We start from the raw sequence: 20,036 nt of genomic DNA on the forward strand, positions 1-20,036 counted from the left end.
AATGCTAAGTACAACCGTTGTATGGCAAAACTATGGACAGATCCCGTGCGGTTTTCGCGCTCAGTCGGGGGGGGTAGGGCGGGCCCTACCGTGAAATTGCGTGCTCGCCCTCTTCTGCGCGGTCGCGGTGCGTGGCGGGATTGTGGCTATGACTTCGACTTCCTTTTTCCGCCGCGTTCCGTGGCGCACGTTTGGGTGGGCGCTGCATGCTGTCGTCCACGTGGTTATTTTTGTCTTCGTCTTGCCGTATGCCGCGGCGAAGGTGATTCTGCTGCAGATGGGGGTGGTCGATTACCCGCAGCTGCTGATTACGGTTGGGGAGAAGTCCCCGATGGGGCTGTTGTGGACGTTCATGGCCTTTAGCCCGTGGGTGCAGTTTCTGGCCGGTGCTGTGGAGCTGCTCGCCGCGGCGCTCGTGCTGTGGCGGCGCACGGCGTGGCTGGGTGGCCTCATCGGGGCGGTTTCCCTCGGGTGGTGTGGCTGCTGAACTTGACCTTCGACGTGCCGGTCAAGCAGGGATCCTTCGTCCAGATGGTGCTCTTCCTTATCGTCCTAGCGCCCTGGGTGCCGCGCGTGCTGGCCTTCGCGCTGGGCCGTTCCGTGCCGAAGATGCAGGTTCCGCGGCTTATCCCGTGGCCGCGGGTGCACAGGTTTACGCGCTGGGTTCCGCCCGTGGCGGCGGCCGTGCTGTTGGTCGCCGGTCTGGTGGCGCCGGCTGTGCTCGTGCCCAGGCAGTTCGCCACGGTCCACGAGGATCTGGCTGGCGTGTGGCAGGTCGCCCAGGACAGCTCGGAGCCCGCGCCCCAATTGCTTGACGATGCCCGCCTGTCCACCGTGGCCCTCGGCAAGCAGCAGGTGGCCAGCGGGCCGGCGCTCGAGCAGCTGGACGCCGACCCGGGCGAGTTCGCGGGGGCGACCGTCCGCCGCGCCAACGGGGACCTGCAAGCCGGCTTCTACCGGGTCGATGACAGCGAGCCGGGCCGCCCGCGCCTGGATCTGTACCTGCTGGCCCCGATGGCCGACGACGAGCAGAACTTCGGCGCCGGCGAAGAATTCGCGGACGAGTACCACCTGCGCTACCGCCTCGTGGACGGGCAGCTGCAGCTTGACGATGCCGCCCACCAGCTCACCCTGCGCCCGTCGGATACCGGCAGCCTGCTTATGGACCGCGGCTTTAGGTGGCAGGGCACGCCGCTGAACCGCTAGCTGTGCCGGGGAGGGCTTTAAGCGCATTTTAAGGCGCTCGCGATGCCTTGTTTTCGCTGGGCGCGGGCTACTATCTAGGGTGTGGCACGAGCAAAGCATGTGGCGAAGGCGCTGACAATCGGTAAAGTCCGGCAGGGATTGGGGCGGTTGCGCTCCAACTGGATGTATATCATCCAGATTGGCCTGGCGGCGGGCCTGGCCTTCGGCTTCTCGCACTACGTCATCGGGCACGCGCTGCCGTTTTTCGCCCCGATGTCGGCCGTCATCGTCTACTCGGCCGCCGGGGACCGCGTGCGCAAATCCATGGAGCTGGTCGTCGGCGTGACCCTCGGCGTCGGCGTGGGCGACGGGCTCATCTACTTCGTGGGCACCGGCGCCTGGCAGATCGCGGTCGGGGTGGCCGTCGCCGTGGCCCTGGCGACCTTCGTCGACCGCGGCGCCTTGGTGGCCAATCACGCGGCCTTCGCCGCGGTGCTCATCGCCACCATCCTGCCGCCGGAGACCTCCGGGGGTACCGACCGCATGGTGGACTCCCTGGTCGGCGGCATGGTCGCACTGCTGGTCATGGCGCTGGTGCCGGCCTCGCCGCTGCGCAACGGGCGCCGCGAGGTCGCGCGCATCCTGGGGCTGACCGGCTCCATCCTGGACGAGGTCGCGCAGGCCACCCACGCCCGCGACGCCGCCGGCATCGCCCGCGCCCTGGAGCGCGCCCGCGGCAGCCAGGCTAACATCAACAAGATGATCGCCGAGGCCAACAACTCCCGCGAGGTGGTCTTCGCCTCCCCGCTGCTGGTCAAGCAGCGCGAGGACATGCGCGTGCTGCTGGGGCTGCTCAACAACGTCGACAACGCCATGCGCAACACGCGCGTGCTCTCCCGCCGGGCGCACGTCGCGGTGCTGGATAGCGAGCCCATCACCGACGAGCTCATCGAGCTGCTGCGCGATGTCGCCGAGCTGACCACCCAGCTCTCCGACGCCATCCTGACCGACCCGGACTTCGCCGATTCGACCAAGATCTCCGAGCTGACCACCGGCCTGCGCCGCCTGGCCGCCCAGACCGGGGTGGAGCTGGTGCACGCCCAGGACATCTCCCGTGGCATTTCCACCACGGTCATGCTGGCACAGGTGCGCTCCCTGCTCGTCGACCTGATGGGGGTGTGTGGCTATACCCACGAGGAGGCATCGTCGGCGCTGACCCCAACCACGCCGACGCCGGGCTACAAGCCCAACGTCTGGAAAGGCGATTGTTAACTTAGTCGAAAGCTAAAATTCAAGGCGCGGTTACGAGCGGCCCCTAGAGTGTGCGGGCGTACCGACTCTCTCACACTCGAATGGATTCTTGTTATGGCTCACCGCCGCTACCGCTCCGTTGCCACCATCTCCGCGCTCACCCTGTCCCTGTCCACCCTCGCCGTACCGACCGCCCTGGCCGACGACGGCCTCTACCGCGGCCACGTCGAGGTCGTCCCCGCCGCTGACGATGCCGTCCGCGACACCCTCACCGGCACCGTCTTCGACGACACCAACCGCAACTCCACCCAGGACGACGACGAGGCCCCCATCGAGGGCGTGGCCGTCTCCAACGGCCGCGAGGTCGTGACCACCGACGCCGAGGGCCGCTACGAGATCCCGGTCGACGAGAACACCACCGTCTTCATCACCCAGCCGGCCGGCTACCAGGTGCCCGTCGACGAGGCCAACGCCGCGCAGTTCTACTACAACCACGTCCCGGAAGGCTCCCCGGAGCTGAAATACGGCGGCATCGAGGCCAGCGGTGGCACGCCGGAGGCCGTCAACTTCCCGCTCGTGACCGACCCGGACTCTGCGCTGGACAACCAGCGCTGCCTCATCGGCGGCGACATCCAGACCTACGACAAGGACGAGGTCGGCTACGCCCGCGCCGGCGCGTTCACCGATCTCAGCCAGCGCGACGACTTCACCAACTGCGGCGCGCTGTTTATCGGCGACGTCGTCGGCGACGACCTCTCCCTCTACCCGGACACCCGCGAGCTGACCGGCATGCTCAACGCGCCGGCGCGCTTCCTGCCCGGCAACCACGACCTGGACTTCGACGCCGATGCCGAGCACAAATTCGACACCTTCCGCCAGGAATTCGGCCCGGCCTACCACTCCTACGACGTCGGCAACGCGCACATCATCTCCCTGGAATCCGTCGAGTACCCCGTCGACGGCGAGCAGTACAACGGCGCACTCGATGCCGACCAGATGGCCTGGCTCCGCGCCGACCTTGAGCGCACGCCCGAGGACAAGGTCATCGTCCTGGCCTCCCACATCCCGCTGTTTTCCTTCTCCGACTCCGGCTCCGCCCGCCACCAGGTAGACCAGGTCAAGGAGATCGCCAAGCTGGTCGAAGGCCGCGAGACCATCGCCGTTAGCGGCCACACCCATGCTGTAGCCAATATGCGCGCCGGCGACAGCACCCAGGAGTGGAAGGACACCCTGGGCGTGGACGAGCTGCCGTTTACCAACATCGTGGCCGGCGCCATCTCCGGCGACTGGTACTCCGGCGAGATGGGCGAGGGTGGCGTGCCGAAGTCTTACGGCCGCGACGGCTCCAAGCCGGGCGTGCTCACCCTGGACATCAACGGCTCCGAGGTCAGCGAGTTCTTCACCCCGGTCGGCGGCAACCAGAACGACCAGATGAACGTCTCCCTGAACACCCCGCGCTACCGCGAGTGGTACGACGAGACCATCGAGTACGACGGCTCCCAGGCCAAGAAGGGCGGTGACCTGCCGGCCTTCGATAACCCGGAGCAGGTGGGCGCCGAGGAGCTGGGCGAGTCCTACCTGACCACCAACTTCTTTATGGGAGCTACCGGCTCCACCGTCGAGGTCTCCTTCGACGGCGCCGAGGCCGTCGAGGCCGAGCGCACCCAGCCGATGCAGGGCGAGGAGCAGCGCTACGGCGCCGAGTACTCCGACCCGCTGGCCGTGCAGGCCCAGGCCGTCCACGGCGGCAGCATCGCGGACCGTGCCGCCCACATCTGGCGCGCGCCGCTGCCGGAAGACCTGGAAGAAGGCACCCACACCGCCCAGGTCACCGCGACCGACGTCCACGGCAACACCTACACCAAGGACTACGAGTTCGTCGTCGGCGAGGCTGGCCAGGACGACCAGGACGGCCAGGACGGCCAGGACGGCCAGAGCTCGGACGGTTCCTCCGCCGGCTCGTCCGACGGCTCGTCCGCTGATCTGAGCAGCGGCTCCAGCCGGGGCGGCACCGTCGCCGCTATCGTGGGCCTGGTCGGCATCATCGCCGCGGTCGGCGGCGCGCTGAGCAACCCGGCGGTTATGGATCAGCTGCGCGGCTACGCCCGCCAGCTGGGTATCCGCCTGTAAACATCGGGCATGCGCTGGGCAAGCGGCAGGTCGCGAGGCAGGGGAGTGGCCCCGGACTTTGGTTAAGGTCTACTTGGTCACACTTGCCTCGAAAATTTGGGTAGGGTTGGCTAACTCGGAGTAGCTTAAAAGGTGTTATAAGCCTTTGGTGCGCGGCTTCGACGACACGCACCACCGACCGAAAGGACGATGGCCATGCCAGCCATTGCTTCCCGGGCCCAGCGCCCGCCCCGCGGGAGGCGGGGGACCTCACTCGTTTTAACCGCCGCGAACGTGGAGCACCTGCGCCAGGCAAACGCCCCGCTGGCCAATCGCATGGCCGAACTGGGCCTGCGCGCCGGGGCGCAGGCCGAGATTGGCCCGGCCGTGGCGGGCGGATCGCGCATCGTGAGCGTCGGCACCTGCCGCTACGCCGTCGATGCCCACACCCTGCGCCTGCTGGAGGTGCTGGCATGACCACCGCAACCTGCCACGGCAACCCGGGCGGGGCGCTGGCCCCGGAAGGCTCGCCCATCGTCGCGCTGGTCGGCGCGCCCAACTCCGGCAAATCCACCCTCTTTAACGCCCTGACCGGCGCCCGCGCCCAGACCGGCAACTGGCCGGGCACGACCGTGGAAATCAGCCGCGGCGCCTGGCGCCTGGGTAAGGACGCCCAGGCCGACGTCATCGACTTCCCGGGCGCGTACTCCCTCGATCCGCTCAGCCCCGACGAGGCGCTGACCCGCGACATGTTGCTCGACGCCCCGCCCTGCCACCGCCCCGATCTCGTCATCGTGGCCGTCGATGCCACCGCCGTCGCCCGCGGCCTGAACATCGCCTTCCAGCTCGCCGGCGAGCCCTACCGGATTATCGTCGCGCTGACCAAGCTGGACGTGGCCCAGGCGCGGGGGATGCGCGTGGACGCCGACGCGCTGGCGGCCGCCACCGGACTGCCGGTGGTGGCAGTCGACCCGCGCCGCCGCGACGGGATGTCCCGCGTACGCACGGCCGCGAACGCGGCCCTGGCAAGCAGCCCGGAGGTGCTGCGCCCGGACGACACCCCCGACCAGCGCTTTATCGACCTGGACGCCGCCGCCCGCGCCGCGGTCAGCCAGGACCACGAGGTCACCACGTTTACGCAGCGCCTCGACAAGGTGGCCCTGCACCCCGTGGCCGGCCCGCTGCTGTTTATGGCCGTGATGTGGCTGGTCTTCCAAATCACCACCACCGTGGCCGGGCCCCTCCAGGACGGGCTCGAGGCGCTTGTCTCCGGGCCGGTCTCCGGCGCGGTCACCGCGGCCCTCGGCGCGCTCGGCTGGGACCACCCGCTGGTCACGGGCCTTATCGTCGACGGCCTCGTCGGCGGCGTCGGCATGGTGCTGACCTTTGCGCCGCTGATGGCGCTGATGTTTATCTGCCTCGCGGTGCTGGAAGACTCCGGCTACATGGCCCGGGCGGCGGTGGTCACCGACCGCGTCATGCGGGCCATCGGCCTGCCGGGCAAGGCGTTTATCCCCATCGTCGTGGGCTTTGGCTGCAACGTGCCGGCGATTTCCGCCACCCGCGTGCTGGGCACCCCGCGCCACCGCATCCTGACCTGCCTGCTCATCCCGTTCACTTCGTGCTCGGCGCGCCTGGTCGTCTTCGTGATGCTGGCCAGCACTTTCTTCCCCGCGCACGCCGGGTCCGTGGTCTTTGCCATGTACGTCATCTCGATTGCGCTGGTCGTACTCACCGGCCTGCTGCTGCGCCACACGCTCTGGCGCGCGATGCCGTACGAGCCCCTGGTCATCGACCTGCCGACCTACCAGATCCCGACCCCGCGCCTGGCGCTATCGGTCATGTGGACCCGGCTCAAGGGCTTCTTGCGCACCGCCGGCGGCATCATCGTCGCCACCGTCGTGGTGGTCTGGATGCTCATGGCCCTGCCGGTCTCCGCCGCCCAGCTGGATGAGGCCAGCGCCGGTGAGCTCGCCGTCGAAGACTCCGCCTACGGCGCGCTTGCCGATGCCGCCGCGCCCATCTTCGCCCCCGCCGGCTTCGATTCCTGGTCCCTGACCGGGCCGCTGGTCACCGGCTTCGTGGCCAAGGAAGCGCTGATTTCGACCTGGGCGCAGACCTACTCCGTTGACGACGTCACCGACGCCGCGCCCGACGAGCAGGCCCACAGCAGCCTGAGCGAACACGTGCGCGCCGACTTCGACGCCGCCTCCGGCGGCCACGCCCGCGCCGCGGTCTGGGCCTACATGCTGTTCTTGCTGGCCTATACCCCCTGCGTGGCCACGCTGGCGGCCCAGCGTAGAGAAATCGGCTGGCGCTGGACCATCTTCGGCTTCGGCGTGCAGCTGGCCCTAGCCTGGACGCTATCTGTGGCGGCTTTCCAGATCCTGCGGTTGTGGTTCTAATGACTACCGCCCAGACTTCTCCGTTGGAAACCGTGCGCGAGCTCATCGCCCGCGGGGTCACCTCCCGCGCCGAGGTCGCCGCGCGCAGCGGGCTGGATGCCGGCGTCGTCGACGCCATCCTCGATCACCTGCTGGCCACCGGCGGGCTCGTGCCCGAACCGGTCTCTGGCTGCCCGTCCAGCGGCTGCGGCGGGTGCGCGGCCGCGGGCACCTGCCCCAGCGCCGCGGGCGGGGCGCGCCGCGGGCCGGTGCTACTCAAACTGATTAACTAATGAGGCCCTCTTCGCGCAGGAAGTCGTAGGCGACGGTGGCGTAATCCTCGCCGTCGACGTCCACGCGCGCGTTGAGCTGCTGCATCCGCTCGTCGGTCAAGATATCAGAGAGGGGAGCCAGCAGCTCGGCGATTTCGGGGTTTTCCTCGATAACCTCGGTGCGCACGACCGGGGCCATGTTGTACTTGGGGAAGAAGCCCTTCGGATCGCTCAACACGTGGAGATCGAGCGCGTCGATGCGCCCGTCGGTTGCAAAGACCGAGCCCAGGCGGCACTCGCCGCGGTCGAGGGCCGCGTACACCGCGCCGGAATCCATCTCCAACAGGCGCTCCCGGCTGGGCTGTTCCACGCCGTAGGCATCCAGCATGGGCATCAGGCCGTCGTTGCGGGCGATGAACTCCGCGTCCGAGCAGATGGTCTGTTCCTCGACCGGCAGCTTGGTGATGTCGTCCAGCGACTCCATGCCGTATTCCTGCGCCGTGTCCTCGCTGACGGCGAGCGCGTAGGTGTTGTTCATTGGCGCCGGCGGCAGCCAGGTCAGCCCATTGGCGGCATCGGCGTCCTTGACAGCTTCGTATTGTTTCTGGGTGTCCGGGATCGGATCCGTCTTACCCAGGTAGGTAATCCAGGCGGTGCCGGTGTACTCGAACATCATGTCCATATCCCCGGCCACCAGCGCCTGGCGCGCCGAGGTGGAACCCGGCACGTTGGTGAGATCCTCGACGTCGGCGCCGGCCGACTGCAGCAGGATGGCGCCGATCTTGCCCAGGATGATCTGCTCGGTGAAGTTCTTCGAACCGATGGAGACGTGGGTACCTGACAAATCGATAGCCGAAAGCTCCCCGTCGAGCTCGGCCGTGGGTACGAAACCGCCCGCGGTGCCCAGCCCACAGCCACCCAAGGCCAGCGTGGGCACGAGACAGGCAGCGGCGATTAGCGTGCGAATTTTCATGCGTTCATCCCCTTCGGAGTCAGGGCCACTTCCAGCAGGCGGCCCACCCATTCGACGGCCAGAGCCAAGGCCGCGATGAGCACCGCGCCGGAAACCAGGATGGAATTGCGGTACAGGTTAATGCCGGTAGTGATCAGCCCGCCGAGCCCGCCCGCGTCGATGAAGGTGGCGAAGGCGCCGGCGCCGACCAACAGCACCAGGGAGGTGCGCACGCCGGTCATGATGACCGGCAGCGCCATGGGCAGCTCGACCTTGAGCAGGACCTGGGCCGGCGACATCGACAGCCCGCGGGCGGCCTCCACCAGCGCGGGATCGACCCCGCGCAGGCCGGCCACCACGTTGGCGAGCACGGGCAGGAAGGCATAGACCCACAGGCCCGCAATCGCCACCGGCGGGCCGAAGCCCAGCCAAATGGCCAGCAAAACGATGACGCCGATGACCGGGGCGGCCTGCCCGATATTGGCCAGGCCGGTAGCCAGCGGCGCGAGGAACTTCGTGGCCGGGCGCGTGAGCACGATGCCCAGCGGCACCGCCGTGACCACCACCAACAGGGCGGTCACCGCCACGATCTGGAGGTGCTCGAGCGCCAGATAGCCGACGTTAGACAGGTCCAGGGTCCGCGCCTCGATGTCGTCGAGGTCCGCCGCCGAGTGCCAGATAAACCAGCCGATTAGCGCGGCCGCCACGAGCACCGGGATGCCTATCAATAGCAGGCGGTTTTCCGCCGAGGTGTGGGTTAGCTTTTCTTTCATTGCTCGCTGTCACCCGCCTCTGCCTTCAGGGTGCGTACGTAGTCATTGACGGTGTCGTAGAGCAGCACGCCAATGAATTTTCCGCGCCGGGTGACCATCGCGCCGCCGTGGGAGGATACGAGCATGGCCGACATGGCATCGCTCAGCGTGGAGCGGGCACCGACCACCGAGGACAACTCCACGGTGGGCTCGGGCAGGACCCGGTGGCGCTGCACCTGGCGCAGGGTGACCCACTCGCGGGGCCGATCCTTGTCATCGAGGACCACCACGGTGTCCTCGCCGGCGGCGCGGACCCGGGCGACGACCTCGTCGGCCGGCTCGCCGATGCGCGCGACCGGCGCATCCCACAAGTCCATCTCCTCGACGCGCTTCAGGCTCAGCTGCTTGAGCGTCGAACCGGAGCCGATGAAGTCCTCGACGAACTCGTTGGCCGGGGCGGCCAGGATGTTTTCCGGGGTATCGTACTGCGCGATCTGCGCGCCGGGCTGCAGAATCAGGATGCGGTGGCCGAGCTTGACCGCCTCATCGATGTCGTGGGTGACGCACACGATGGTCTTGCCCAGGTCCGACTGGATGTTGACCAGCTCGTCCTGCAGGCGGGTCCGCGTAATCGGATCCACGGCGCCGAAAGGCTCGTCCATCAGCACCACGGGCGGGTCGGCCGCCAGCCCCCGGGCCACGCCCACGCGCTGCTGCTGGCCGCCTGAGAGCTCCCGGGGGAAGCGGTCGCGGTAGACGGAAGGATCCAGGCCGACCATGTCGAGCAGCTCGTCGACGCGCTGGGCGATTTTCGACTTCGGCCACTTGAGCAGGTGCGGGACGATGGCGATATTATCCGCCACCGTCATGTGCGGCATTAGGCCGCCGCCCTGGATGACGTAGCCGATTTCGCGGCGCAGGCGCGTCGGATCCTTGGCCGTGGCGTCCTCGCCGTTGATGAGGATCCGGCCACTGGTCGGCTCGACCAGGCGGTTAATCATCTTCAGCGAGGTGGTCTTGCCGCAACCCGAAGGGCCGACGAAGGCCACGAGCTCGCCGCGCGGGATGGTCAGCGACAGGTTGTCGACGGCCGGTGAGCCCTGGCCGGGGTAGGACTTGGTGATGGCGTCGAAGACGATCTCGGCGCCAGTAGAACGGTCAGTCATGCGGAAATCCCCTTCGAGGTCGTGAGTTTCTGGAGTCCGGCGAGGCAGGCGTCGACCACCAAGGCGACGATGACCACGCCGAGCGTGCCGACGAGCGCGTAGTTGAGCGCGTTGGCACCGCCGATCTGGCTGAGGCCGGAGTAGATATAGCTACCCAGGCCAGGGCCCAGCGCGTAGGCGGCGATGGCGGCCACGCCCATCGACAGCTGCGTCGAGACGCGGATGCCGGTCATGATGACCGGCCACGCCAGCGGCAGCCGCACGCGGAACAAGACCGCGGCCGGCGACATGCCCTGCCCGCGCGCGGATTCCACGACGGCCGGGTCCACGCCCTGCAGCCCAACGATGGCGTTGCGCAGGATGGGCAGCACCGCGTAGAAGACCACCAGCGCTACCGACGGGACCGTGCCGATGCCGAAGAGCGGAATCGCCAGGCCCAGCAGGGCCAGCGAGGGCAGCGTCAAGCCGATGGACGACAGCGCGTTGGCCGCGGCGGTCGCCTTCGACGAGCGCGTCACCAGCACCGCGATAACGAGCGCGATGACCAAGGCCACGGCCACCGACTGGACGACCAGGCTGGTGTGCTGGAAAGCACGGAAAGCGATGTCCTGCCACCGGGCTCCGATGAATTCTCCGAGACCGTTCATGGGGTCAACCCTTCACGAATAAACAAAGATAAAACCATATTCCCAGCATACAGGCCTACGCGCGGCGGGCTGGGTCCGCGATCTGGTTTGGCGGTGCGATGCCTAATATCCTTTTTAGCTAACAAACCCGTCACATCCAGTAGAAAGAGTAGACATGCACGCTACTGCCGAACCCCGGCCGCTTGCCCTCAAACAGGTGGTCCCGCTCATGGTCGCGTTGCTGGCGGCGGTCTTCGCCTTCCAGCTCAACGCCTCCATGCTCTCGCCCGCGTTGGCCACCATGGAAGCCGAGCTGGGGGCGACGACCTCCCACATCGGCATGACGCAGACGGCGTTTTTCACCGCCGCGGCGCTGTTCTCGCTCTTCCTGCCGCGGTGGGGCGACCTCATCGGCCGTCGCAAGGTCCTGGTGGGCATGATGACCGTCACCGGCCTGGGCTGCCTGGTCGCCGCGCTGGCGCCGAACGTGACCATCCTGCTGCTGGGCCGTGTTATCCAGGGCGTGGCGGGCCCGACGGTGCCGCTGACGCTGATCATGCTGCGCCAGCAGGTCGCCAACGAGAAACAGTACGCCCTGCTGCTGGGCGTGTTGACCTCGGTTAACGGCGGCATCGCGGGCGTGGACGCCCTGGCAGGCGGCTTCCTGGCGGACCACTTCGGCTTCCGCTCGGTTTTCTGGACGATGGCCGTCGTCTGCGCACTGGCCGTTATCGGCGTGCGCGGCTGGACGCAGGAATCCGTGGCGGACGCGACCATCTCCATGGACTGGGCGGGCATCGCGCCGCTGGCCGTGGCGCTGGGCTGCGTGCTCACCGCCTTCAACGAGGCCGGCAAGCTTGCCGATGCCAACTGGCTCCTCGTCGTTATCCTCCTCGCGGTCGGCGTGGTCTGCCTGGTGGTCTTCTGGAACATCGAAAAGCGCGTGCGCCACCCCTTAGTCACCGTCGACTACCTCAAGCAGCGCCGCACCTGGGCGCTGCTGTCGACCACTTTGCTGACGATGACCGGCGTCTTCGCCGTCATGAACGGGCTCATCCCGAACCTGGGCCAGGACGCCGAGGTCGGCGCCGGCATGAGCGCGGACGTCGTCTCCTTCTACACGCTGACCCCGTACGCGCTGGCCGGCCTGGTCTTCGGGCCTATCGCCGGCTGGATGGCCGCGCAGGTCGGCTACAAATTCGTGCTGCAGACCGGCCTGGTCGGCACGGTCGTCGGCCTCATCGTCACGGTCTTTATCGTGGGCAACCCCGGCAAGCTGTCGCTTTTGTTCGTCTCGCTGTTTATCGGTATTACCTACGCGGGCATTGCCAACATCATGCTGAACGGGCTGGGCATCGTGCTGTCCCCGGCGGACAACCAGGGCTACCTGCCCGGCATGAACGCCGGCGCCTTCAACCTGGGCGCGGGCCTGAGCTTTGCCATCCTCTTCGGCGTGGCCGGCTCCTTCGATTCCGGCTACCACGCGGGACTGGTCACCGGCTGTATCATTTTGGCAGCGGCGTTGGCCATGAGCTTGCTCATCCCGAAGCCGGAATCCATAGGCGACACGGTCGCAGCCGCCAACCACGATTAGGAGATTGGTAGGAGAAGATGACCAAGATAATTCTGGACTGCGATCCCGGGCACGACGATGCCGTCGCCCTGCTACTGGCCCTGGGCAACCCCGGCATCGACCTGCTGGGCGTAACCACCGTCGGCGGCAACCAGACCCTCGACAAGGTCACCCGCAACGCGCAGGTCGTCCTGGAGCTGGCCGGCCACACCGAGGTCCCCGTCTACCCGGGCTGTAGCCGCCCGCTGGTGCGCGACGTCGAGGTGGCCGAGGACATCCACGGCTCAACCGGCATGGACGTGCGCGGCATCGAGCTGCCCGAGCCTTCCGTGGCGGTCGAAGACGGCCACGCGGTGGATTTCCTCATCGATACCGTCATGTCGAACGAGCCCGGCACGGTCACCCTGGTGCCCACGGGCCCGCTGACCAATATTGCGCTGGCGGCGCGGAAGGAACCGCGCATCGTTGAGCGCGTGCGCGAGGTCGTCCTCATGGGCGGCGGCTACCACCAGGGCAACTGGTCCGCGGTGGCGGAGTTCAACATCAAGGTCGACCCGGAGGCCGCGCACATCGTCTTTGGCGAGGCCTGGCCCGTGACCATGGTGGGCCTGGAGCTGACCCACCAGGCGCTGGCTACCGCCGAGGTCGAGGAGCGCTTCCGCGCGATGGGCACCGAGCTGGGCGACTTCGTGGTCGGACTTTTCGGCTTTTTCCGCGAGGCCTACCGCGAAAACCAGGGCTTCGACGACCCGCCGGTCCACGACCCGTGCACGATTGCCTACCTCATCGACCCGGCCATCGTGCGCACGGTCAAGGCGCCGGTCCAGGTGGAGCTAAGCGGCGCGCTGACCACCGGCATGACCGTCACCGACTTCCGCGCCCCGGCCGGCGATGACTGCCACACGCAGGTCGCCACGACGCTCGACCACGCGGCCTTCTGGGACCTGGTTGTCGAGGCCGTCGGCGCCCTTTCCGGTTGCGAGGACTAGCCAGCTGCTTTAGAGTCGGCCCCATGACATCGGGGGATTGTTTGCAGCGCTTCCTGGCTGCCAGTGCGCAGCCGGGCATCGCTGTCATTGAGGGCGCCTGGCACGCCGACTGGGCCAGCCTGCGCGCCGACATGACGCAGAATCAGGACGAGGTCGAGCGCGTCATCGGCTTGGCCGAGACGCTGTTCGGCACCGTCCAGCACCGCCGCCGCCAGCGCCGCGTGCGCGCGAACGCCGAGCGGCTAGGCCACGGGCTGCAGGTCCTGGACGTGGTCTTCGGGGTGCTGCGGCGGGTGAAAAACAAAAACGACGCCTGGCGCATCATGGAGGAGCTGTCCGGCCTCGAGCTGGGCGCCGCCGGCATGCGCCGGGCAGCTGCCCGGAAGGTCCGCGCCGCCGCGCCCAAGCCGGAGCCGGTGCCGGGCGTGGTCTATACCCGCTCCACCGCGGGCCAGTGGGCCATGCGCCTAGTCGCCGATGCCGGGCTTGTCGCCGACATCAAAGCCCACGTCAAAGACGTCGAGGACGCCCGCGCCCTGTTCACCGGGGAGGGCGGCGCCGAGCGCGCCCACGTCACCACCAACGTGGTGCTAAACCTGGAAGACTTCGGCGATCTGGTTTCCGGCGGGGAGGGCGAGGATATCGCCGTCCAACTGACCAACGGCGCTGTCATTAGCGGCGCCGAACTGGTCACCCGCGCGCTTGCCGATGCCGGCTACGTCGGCGTCTTCGACCCCGTCGCCGGGCCGGTCAACCTCTACCGGGACAGCCGCCTGGCCTCCTGGAAGCAGCGGCGCCTGGCGACGATGGAACACCCCGTCTGCGCCTGGCCGCAGTGCCTGGCCGGCGCCGACGAATGCCAGGTCCACCACATCCGGCCCTGGTTTTCCGGCGGGCCGACCAACCAGGACAACCTGGCCACCCTGTGCCCGCACCACAACGGCGCGAACGAGGACGGCGTGGACAACCCGAAAAAGCGCGGGCGCCTAGCCCGAGTGCGCGGCAAGACCGTCTGGGTGCCGCCGGAGCGCCCGCCCGATCGGCCCGCCGCTGGGGCTGCTGCAGTCCGGGCCTAAACGGCGCGCGTTAAAGAGTAGGAGCCTGACAAGGGCGAGTGCGGAAAGTGCGGGTCTAAAACACCGCAAACCCAAAAAACGAGAAAGGCGTCAAAGACTACAAAAACGAGGCGTTCGCGGGAAAATTCCCCACGAACGCCCCGTCGGCGTGTCTAAGCGCGGCTAGACGCCTTTTGACCAGTGGGGCCAGCGGGGCTCGAACCCGCGACCAACGGATTATGAGTCCGTAGCTCTAACCGACTGAGCTATAGCCCCTGGAAACCGCGCGCAGCGCTGGAAGAGCGCTGGAAGCTAGTGTAGCGGGGCGGCGGTGGCGGGTGAGACACTGGGGGTGTGGTGCCAGCGGCACGTGCGGGGTGGTTCTAAAATCGGCAGTATGACGGTCGAAGAGGTAGACCCCCTAATCACCGCGCTGTACCGCTGGTCCGATGTCAGCGGCGTGCTGCTGATGGGAATCATCGGCGGCACGATTGCGCGCCAGCGGGGCTACGACATCGTGGGCTTTTTCTTCATCGCGCTGTTCTCGGCGCTGGGCGGCGGCATGATCCGCGACGTGCTGATTAACCGCGGCACCGTCGCCGCCATGAGCGAGCCGGAGTATCTCATCCTGGCGTTTACCGGCGCGCTCATCGCTCGCTTCGTCTATTTCAAGGGCAAGACCTGGGAGTTTTTCGAAGTCCACGGCGACGCCCTGGTCTCCGCGCTGTGGGCGGCCACCGGCGCGGTGAAGGCGATTACCTATGGCCTGCCGGTCCTGCCCTGCATCATGATGGGCGTGTTCACCGCCACGGGCGGGTCCATGATCCGCGACACCGTCACCGGGCGCACCCCGGCCGTCTTCGGCGATAACCGGCCCACCGTCATCCCGGCGGTCGCCTGCGCCGTCACGGTCCTCATAGCGCACCAGTTCGGCTTCATGGCCGTGGGCATGGTGGTCGGCCCCATCATCAGTTTCGTGCTCACCCTGTGGGGTTACTGGGGCAACTGGCGGGTGTCCACGAACCAGGAATGGGCGCCGGTCAATGATACGGCGGCGCAGATGGCATCGTTGGCCAAGAAGGCCGAGCACAAGGGCCGGGCCGTGGGCCGGAAGCTGGAGCCGGGCAAACTGCGGCGGTGGCGGCATCGGCAGATGGAAAAGGCCCTTAAGCGGCGCATCGAGGCCGAGGTGCGCAAGGGTGCGCGCCGCACGGACGCGGAGACCGCCGCCGACGAGTTCATGGAGGAATTCACCTCCGAATTCGCCGCCGTCGACCCCACCGCGCTCGACGATGCCCCCGCCGACGACAGCCCCGAAGACCAGGGCCTGCTGTCCGGCATGGGAGTCGACCTGGCCGGGGACTCCTACGACAGCGATGACTCCGCCCACCGCGATATGCTCGACCGGATCTTGGCCGACGACGACCTGACCGACGAGCTCATCGAACGGCTGGTCAAGCGCTACGAGCAGCGCGGCGAGTAAAAACCTGAAAACAGCCAGCAGTTGGGTGGCATTAAACGTTCAGGTTGACGGTCTAATTTGGCTGATATGAACCTGAAATACTACCTGTTCCAACTGTGGGGAATCCTGGTCGATCACGGCCTGCCCCTGTTGGGCATTGTGCTAACCGCGGTGCTTATCCCGCGGATTGGCCGGCTCGTGGTGCGCATCATCGAAAGCCGGCTGGACCAGGAGGAAGAAGCCACCAAGGCGCGCCTGGCGCTGGTCGGGGCGCTTGTCTACGTCGGCGAGGTCGTGGCCTACTTCTTGCTGGTCGTGGCGGCCCTGTCGAATATCGGCGTGCCGCCGCTGGGCGCGGCCATCCCCGCGACCGTGGTCTCTGCCGCCGTCGGCTTCGGCGCGCAGTCCATCATCGGTGATTTCCTGTCCGGCTTCTTCATCCTGTCCGAGAAGCAGTTCGGCGTGGGCGACTACGTCAGCTTCGACGGGGCGACGGGCATCGAGGGCACGGTCGTGGCCCTGACGCTGCGTACCACCAAGGTGCGCACGCCCACCGGCGAGGTCGTCACGGTGCCCAACGGCTCGGCCGGCGTGGTCACCAACTACTCCCAGGACTGGTCGCGTGCGGTGGTCAACCTCGCGGTGCCGGTCTCGACGGGGGAGAACCCCGCCGATATCACCGCGCAGGTCGAGCGGATTTCCCGGGAAGCGATTGCGGATCCGCAGATCGCCCCCGATGTCGTCGACGAAGTCGAGGTCCTGCCCGCCACCGGCCTGGAGGCCCCCACGGCCGCCGGCCAGCCCTGGCAGGTCAACTACCGCGTCATGGTGCGGGTCAACCCGGCCCGGCAGTGGGCCGTCGAGCGCGGCATCCGTTCCGCGCTGCTCAACGCCTTCTGGGACCACTACCACCTGGCCGGCGATGCCCCCGGCGAGCTGCCCGGCCCGGCCGTGGAGACTACCCGCCGCGAGGAGGCTGGCGATGCGCCGGCGCAGGAGGCAGCGGACGCCGAGACCGTGGTCCTGGCCGGTCCCGACGGTGCCACGCCGATGGAAGACCCCGCGGACGTGGCCGCCGACCAAGCGGCCCTGCAAGGCGACGACGAGGAGGCGCCGGCGGGGACCGGCAGCATCTGGCGCGACGACCAACCGACTACTCGCTGGGGCAAGCTGGTGACCCTGGGCGGGCGGATTAGGGCCTCGACGACGGGGCTCTTTGCGGCCCTGGCGGTCATCGGCATCTTGGCGTTGGCCTCGAGCAACCCGGAAAACGCCAGCGCCGGCTGGCTGTCGCCGGCGAACTGGATGCCGACGACGACGGAATCGGCGCCGGAGACCACGCCCGCCGAGGACGCGGACGCGGGCACGGGCACCGCGGAGGCCACGGAGCCGACCGCCGAGAATGCCGAGCCCCAGCCCGACGCTGCGACCGAGACCACCGCGCCGCAGGCCGAGCCGGAAGGGCAGGCGGGCGCAGCGGGCTCGGCGGGCTCGGGGGATTCGGCGGGTTCGGCCGGCCAGGCGGGGCAGGGCGGACAGGCGCCGGCCACCCAGACCGCCGAGCCCACGGCCACCCAGACCGAGACGGTAGAGCCCACGGCGGCCACCGAGACGGGTGACACGGGCCGAGGTGATACCTAGACTCGGGGTATGTCACAGAACTACCGCGTTCAGAATCCCAAGACCGACGAAATCGAGCAGACCTTCGAGTTCGCCACCGATGCCGCCATCGGGCAGGCGATCACCGACTCGACCGACGCCTTCCAGCACTGGCGCCAGACCAGCTTCGATGAGCGCGCGAAGGTCCTCAAGAACGCCGCGAACCTGCTGCGCGAGCGCGCGCCGGAGCTCGCCGAAATCGCCGCGACCGAGATGGGCAAGGAGCTGGGCTCCGGCATCGGCGAGGTGAAGTACTCCGCCAAGATCCTGGACTACTACGCCGACAACGGCGCCGCGTTCGCCCAGGACGAAAAGATCCCGCACAGCGGCGGCACCGCCATCATGCGCCGCCTGCCGGTGGGCCCGCTGCTCGGCGTCATGCCGTGGAACTTCCCGTACTACCAGGTCGCCCGGTTCGCCGCGCCGAACCTGATGGTGGGCAACACGATCCTGCTCAAGCACGCCGAAATCTGCCCGCGCTCCTCGGCGGCGTTCGCCCAGATCCTCACCGAGGCCGGGCTGCCCGAGGGCGCGTTCATTAACCTCTACGCCACCCACGACCAGGTCTCGACGATCATCGCCGACCCGCGGGTACGCGGGGTCTCCCTGACCGGCTCGGAGCGCGCCGGCTCGGCCGTGGCCGCGCAGGCCGGCAAGGCGCTGAAGAAGTGCGTGCTGGAGCTGGGCGGCACCGACGCCTACATCGTGCTGGACGCCGCCGACATCCCGGCCGCCGCCCGCCAGGCCTGGGACAAGCGCCTGGCGAACACCGGCCAGGCCTGCACCTCGAACAAGCGCATCATCGTCCTAGACGACATCTACGATGACTTCGTGGCGGAGATGGTGCGCATCGCGAAGCAGTACGAGCCTGGCGACCCGTTGGACGGGGCCGAGGGCAAGTACTACCCGCTGTCCTCGCGCGCGGCGGCCGAGACCCTGGACCAGCAGGTCAAGGAGGCCGTGGAGGCCGGCGCCACGCTGCACGTCGGCGGCGAGCTGGCCGAGGTCGGCGCCTACTACTCCCCGGCGGTGCTCACGGACGTGCCGGTCGGCTCGGAGTCCTACTACACCGAGTTTTTCGGGCCGGTGGCCGAAATCTACCGCGTCGGCAGCGAGGAGGAGGCCATCGCGCTGGCCAACGACTCCCGCTACGGCCTGGGCGGGGCCGTCTTCTCCGCGGACGAGGAGCGCGCCAAGCACGTGGCCTCCCAGATCGAGACCGGCATGATTCACGTCAACATCCCGCAGGCCTCGGCCCCGGAGCTGCCCTTCGGCGGGATCAAGAATTCCGGCTACGGGCGCGAGCTCTCGCCGCTGGCCATGGACGAGTTTGTCAACAAGCAAACCTTCTACGTGAATGAAAAGGAATAAATTCTAAGGTTGCGAAGTTTGCTCCCACATGGAGTCTTCGAATCTTTTCGCGCCCCTGGAACTCGGGCGCCACACCCTGTCCAACCGCATCACGATGGCCGCCATGACCCGCCAGCGCGCTGGGCGCAGCGGCGTGCCGACCGAGCTGCACACGCAGTACCACGCGCAGCGGGCATCGCTGGGGCTCATCGTGACCGAGGGGGTCTTCCCGTCGCTGGACTCGCGCGCCTTCCCCGGCCAGGCCGGCATCACTAACGATGCCCAGCAGGCCGGCTGGCAGCACGTCGCCGAGGCCGTCCACGCCGCCGACGGCGTGATGTTTATGCAGGTCATGCACGGCGGCCGCGTCTGCCACCCGAACCTGACCGAGGGGGCGGATCCGGTGGCCCCGTCCGCGATTTGCTCCGGCACCCAGATCCACACCTTCGACGGCAAGCAGGACGCGCTGACCCCGCGGGAGCTGGAGGCCGCGGAGCTGGAGCGCATCGTGGGCGATTTCCGGGCGGCGGCGCGCCGGGCTGTCGATGCCGGCGTCGACGGAATCGAGATCCACAACGCCAACGGCTACCTGCTGCACGAGTTCCTGGCGCCGTCGTCCAACCAGCGCACGGATGATTTCGGCGGCAGCGTGGAGGGCCGGTTGCGCTTCCCGCTGGCCGTCGCCCGGGCAGTCGTCGAGGAGATCGGCGCAGACCGCGTCGGCGTGCGCATTTCCCCGGAGCACAACGTGCAGGGCGTTATTGAAGACGATCGCGCGGACGTGGCGGAGGTCTACGGCCGCTTCGTCGACGAGCTGGCCGAGCTCGAGGTGGCCTACGTGTCCATCCTGCACGGCGACCCGGCCGACGAGCTGGTCGCCGACTTGGCTGGGCGCACCCGCCGCAACGGGCGCACGCGCGTGCTGATGAACAACGGGTTCGCCCAGCTGACCGAGCTGCCCGACGCCGAGGCCATGCAGCGGCTCGACTACGTCGATGCCGTCTCGGTGGGGCGCGAAATCATCGGCAACCCGGACATCGTGCGCCGCTGGAAGGAAGGATTGGCGCTCAACACCCCGGAGCAGGCCACCTTCTACGCCGACGGCGCCCACGGGTACACGGATTACCCCTTCGCAGACTAGCGCGTGCGGCGTGATCCGCCGCGGCTGACTCTGACGCATGGCAGGCGCATGACATCGGTCACGATCCGCTGTCCCAGCCTGCCGGCGGGCTTCCCAGGAGATAGGATAAG

The 20,036-nt window shown here is 68.0% G+C and carries 18 protein-coding genes and 1 tRNA gene; 14 read left to right on the plus strand and 5 right to left on the minus strand.

The window, feature by feature from the left end; all coding sequences use genetic code 11:
- Positions 1-148: 148 nt before the first annotated feature.
- The 7 genes from VVR85_RS00055 (at position 149) to VVR85_RS00085 (ending at position 7,222) form a co-directional block, all read left to right on the plus strand.
- Positions 149-487 carry a hypothetical protein gene (locus tag VVR85_RS00055; RefSeq protein WP_368518950.1) on the plus strand — a complete coding sequence of 113 codons (339 nt, stop codon included), beginning with the start codon at positions 149-151 and terminating at the stop codon, positions 485-487.
- Positions 475-1,206, plus strand: coding sequence for a hypothetical protein (locus tag VVR85_RS00060; RefSeq protein ID WP_368518951.1), 732 nt, complete (start codon positions 475-477; stop codon positions 1,204-1,206). Before VVR85_RS00055 ends, VVR85_RS00060 begins: the two co-directional genes overlap by 13 nt.
- An 81-nt stretch (positions 1,207-1,287) precedes the next feature.
- Positions 1,288-2,457, plus strand: a complete 1,170-nt coding sequence (locus VVR85_RS00065) for an aromatic acid exporter family protein (RefSeq protein WP_368518952.1) — start codon at positions 1,288-1,290, stop codon at positions 2,455-2,457.
- A gap of 93 nt (positions 2,458-2,550) precedes the next feature.
- Positions 2,551-4,566 carry a calcineurin-like phosphoesterase C-terminal domain-containing protein gene (locus VVR85_RS00070; protein ID WP_368518953.1) on the plus strand — a complete coding sequence of 672 codons (2,016 nt, stop codon included), beginning with the start codon at positions 2,551-2,553 and terminating at the stop codon, positions 4,564-4,566.
- Between the two features lie 195 nt (positions 4,567-4,761).
- A complete protein-coding gene (locus VVR85_RS00075; RefSeq protein WP_368518954.1) occupies positions 4,762-5,022 on the plus strand; it encodes a FeoA domain-containing protein in 261 nt (86 codons plus the stop codon).
- Positions 5,019-6,950: a ferrous iron transport protein B gene (gene feoB, locus VVR85_RS00080; RefSeq protein WP_368518955.1), complete on the plus strand. Its 1,932-nt coding sequence runs from the start codon at positions 5,019-5,021 to the stop codon at positions 6,948-6,950. Before VVR85_RS00075 ends, feoB begins: the two co-directional genes overlap by 4 nt.
- Positions 6,950-7,222 (plus strand): FeoC-like transcriptional regulator, encoded by a 273-nt coding sequence (locus VVR85_RS00085; RefSeq protein WP_368518956.1) that lies wholly within the window; start codon positions 6,950-6,952, stop codon positions 7,220-7,222. Before feoB ends, VVR85_RS00085 begins: the two co-directional genes overlap by 1 nt.
- Here the strand turns inward: VVR85_RS00085 and VVR85_RS00090 are convergent.
- The 4 genes from VVR85_RS00090 to VVR85_RS00105 are packed head-to-tail and all read right to left on the minus strand — an operon-like array spanning position 7,215 to position 10,718.
- On the minus strand, positions 7,215-8,174 hold the full coding sequence (locus VVR85_RS00090; protein WP_368518957.1) for a glycine betaine ABC transporter substrate-binding protein: 960 nt from the start codon (positions 8,172-8,174) through the stop codon (positions 7,215-7,217). The two genes, VVR85_RS00085 and VVR85_RS00090, sit on opposite strands and share 8 nt — an antisense overlap.
- Entirely contained in the window at positions 8,171-8,926 is a 756-nt protein-coding gene (locus VVR85_RS00095; protein ID WP_368518958.1) for an ABC transporter permease, read from the minus strand. The genes VVR85_RS00090 and VVR85_RS00095 overlap by 4 nt, the downstream gene beginning before the upstream one ends.
- Complete coding sequence (locus VVR85_RS00100) at positions 8,923-10,071, minus strand: ABC transporter ATP-binding protein (protein WP_368518959.1); 1,149 nt, start codon at positions 10,069-10,071, stop codon at positions 8,923-8,925. The genes VVR85_RS00095 and VVR85_RS00100 overlap by 4 nt, the downstream gene beginning before the upstream one ends.
- Positions 10,068-10,718 (minus strand): ABC transporter permease, encoded by a 651-nt coding sequence (locus tag VVR85_RS00105; RefSeq protein WP_368518960.1) that lies wholly within the window; start codon positions 10,716-10,718, stop codon positions 10,068-10,070. The genes VVR85_RS00100 and VVR85_RS00105 overlap by 4 nt, the downstream gene beginning before the upstream one ends.
- Before the next feature lie 154 nt (positions 10,719-10,872).
- Between VVR85_RS00105 and VVR85_RS00110 the strand changes: the two genes are divergently transcribed.
- Genes VVR85_RS00110 through VVR85_RS00120 form a run of 3 tightly spaced genes read left to right on the plus strand, consistent with a single transcriptional unit; the run spans position 10,873 to position 14,335 of the window.
- A complete protein-coding gene (locus VVR85_RS00110) occupies positions 10,873-12,291 on the plus strand; it encodes an MFS transporter (protein ID WP_368518961.1) in 1,419 nt (472 codons plus the stop codon).
- Positions 12,292-12,308: 17 nt separating this feature from the next.
- Positions 12,309-13,259, plus strand: a complete 951-nt coding sequence (locus tag VVR85_RS00115) for a nucleoside hydrolase (RefSeq protein WP_368518962.1) — start codon at positions 12,309-12,311, stop codon at positions 13,257-13,259.
- A 23-nt stretch (positions 13,260-13,282) separates the two neighbouring features.
- Positions 13,283-14,335 carry an HNH endonuclease signature motif containing protein gene (locus tag VVR85_RS00120; RefSeq protein ID WP_368518963.1) on the plus strand — a complete coding sequence of 351 codons (1,053 nt, stop codon included), beginning with the start codon at positions 13,283-13,285 and terminating at the stop codon, positions 14,333-14,335.
- Between the two features lie 181 nt (positions 14,336-14,516).
- Here the strand turns inward: VVR85_RS00120 and VVR85_RS00125 are convergent.
- A tRNA-Ile gene (locus tag VVR85_RS00125) sits at positions 14,517-14,590 on the minus strand.
- 121 nt (positions 14,591-14,711) lie between these two features.
- On the opposite strand from VVR85_RS00125, the gene VVR85_RS00130 reads away from it, so the two are divergent.
- The 4 genes from VVR85_RS00130 (at position 14,712) to VVR85_RS00145 (ending at position 19,926) form a co-directional block, all read left to right on the plus strand.
- The gene (locus VVR85_RS00130; RefSeq protein WP_368518964.1) at positions 14,712-15,797 is read left to right on the plus strand and encodes a trimeric intracellular cation channel family protein; all 1,086 of its coding nucleotides are present in this window, start codon (positions 14,712-14,714) and stop codon (positions 15,795-15,797) included.
- A gap of 66 nt (positions 15,798-15,863) precedes the next feature.
- Entirely contained in the window at positions 15,864-17,417 is a 1,554-nt protein-coding gene (locus VVR85_RS00135) for a mechanosensitive ion channel domain-containing protein (RefSeq protein WP_368518965.1), read from the plus strand.
- Between the two features lie 9 nt (positions 17,418-17,426).
- The gene (locus VVR85_RS00140) at positions 17,427-18,806 is read left to right on the plus strand and encodes an NAD-dependent succinate-semialdehyde dehydrogenase (protein WP_368518966.1); all 1,380 of its coding nucleotides are present in this window, start codon (positions 17,427-17,429) and stop codon (positions 18,804-18,806) included.
- A 28-nt stretch (positions 18,807-18,834) separates the two neighbouring features.
- Positions 18,835-19,926 (plus strand): alkene reductase, encoded by a 1,092-nt coding sequence (locus VVR85_RS00145; RefSeq protein WP_368518967.1) that lies wholly within the window; start codon positions 18,835-18,837, stop codon positions 19,924-19,926.
- The last annotated feature ends 110 nt before the right edge of the window (positions 19,927-20,036 follow it).

Source organism: Corynebacterium sp. LK2590, assembly GCF_040946105.1.
Lineage (GTDB): Bacteria > Actinomycetota > Actinomycetes > Mycobacteriales > Mycobacteriaceae > Corynebacterium.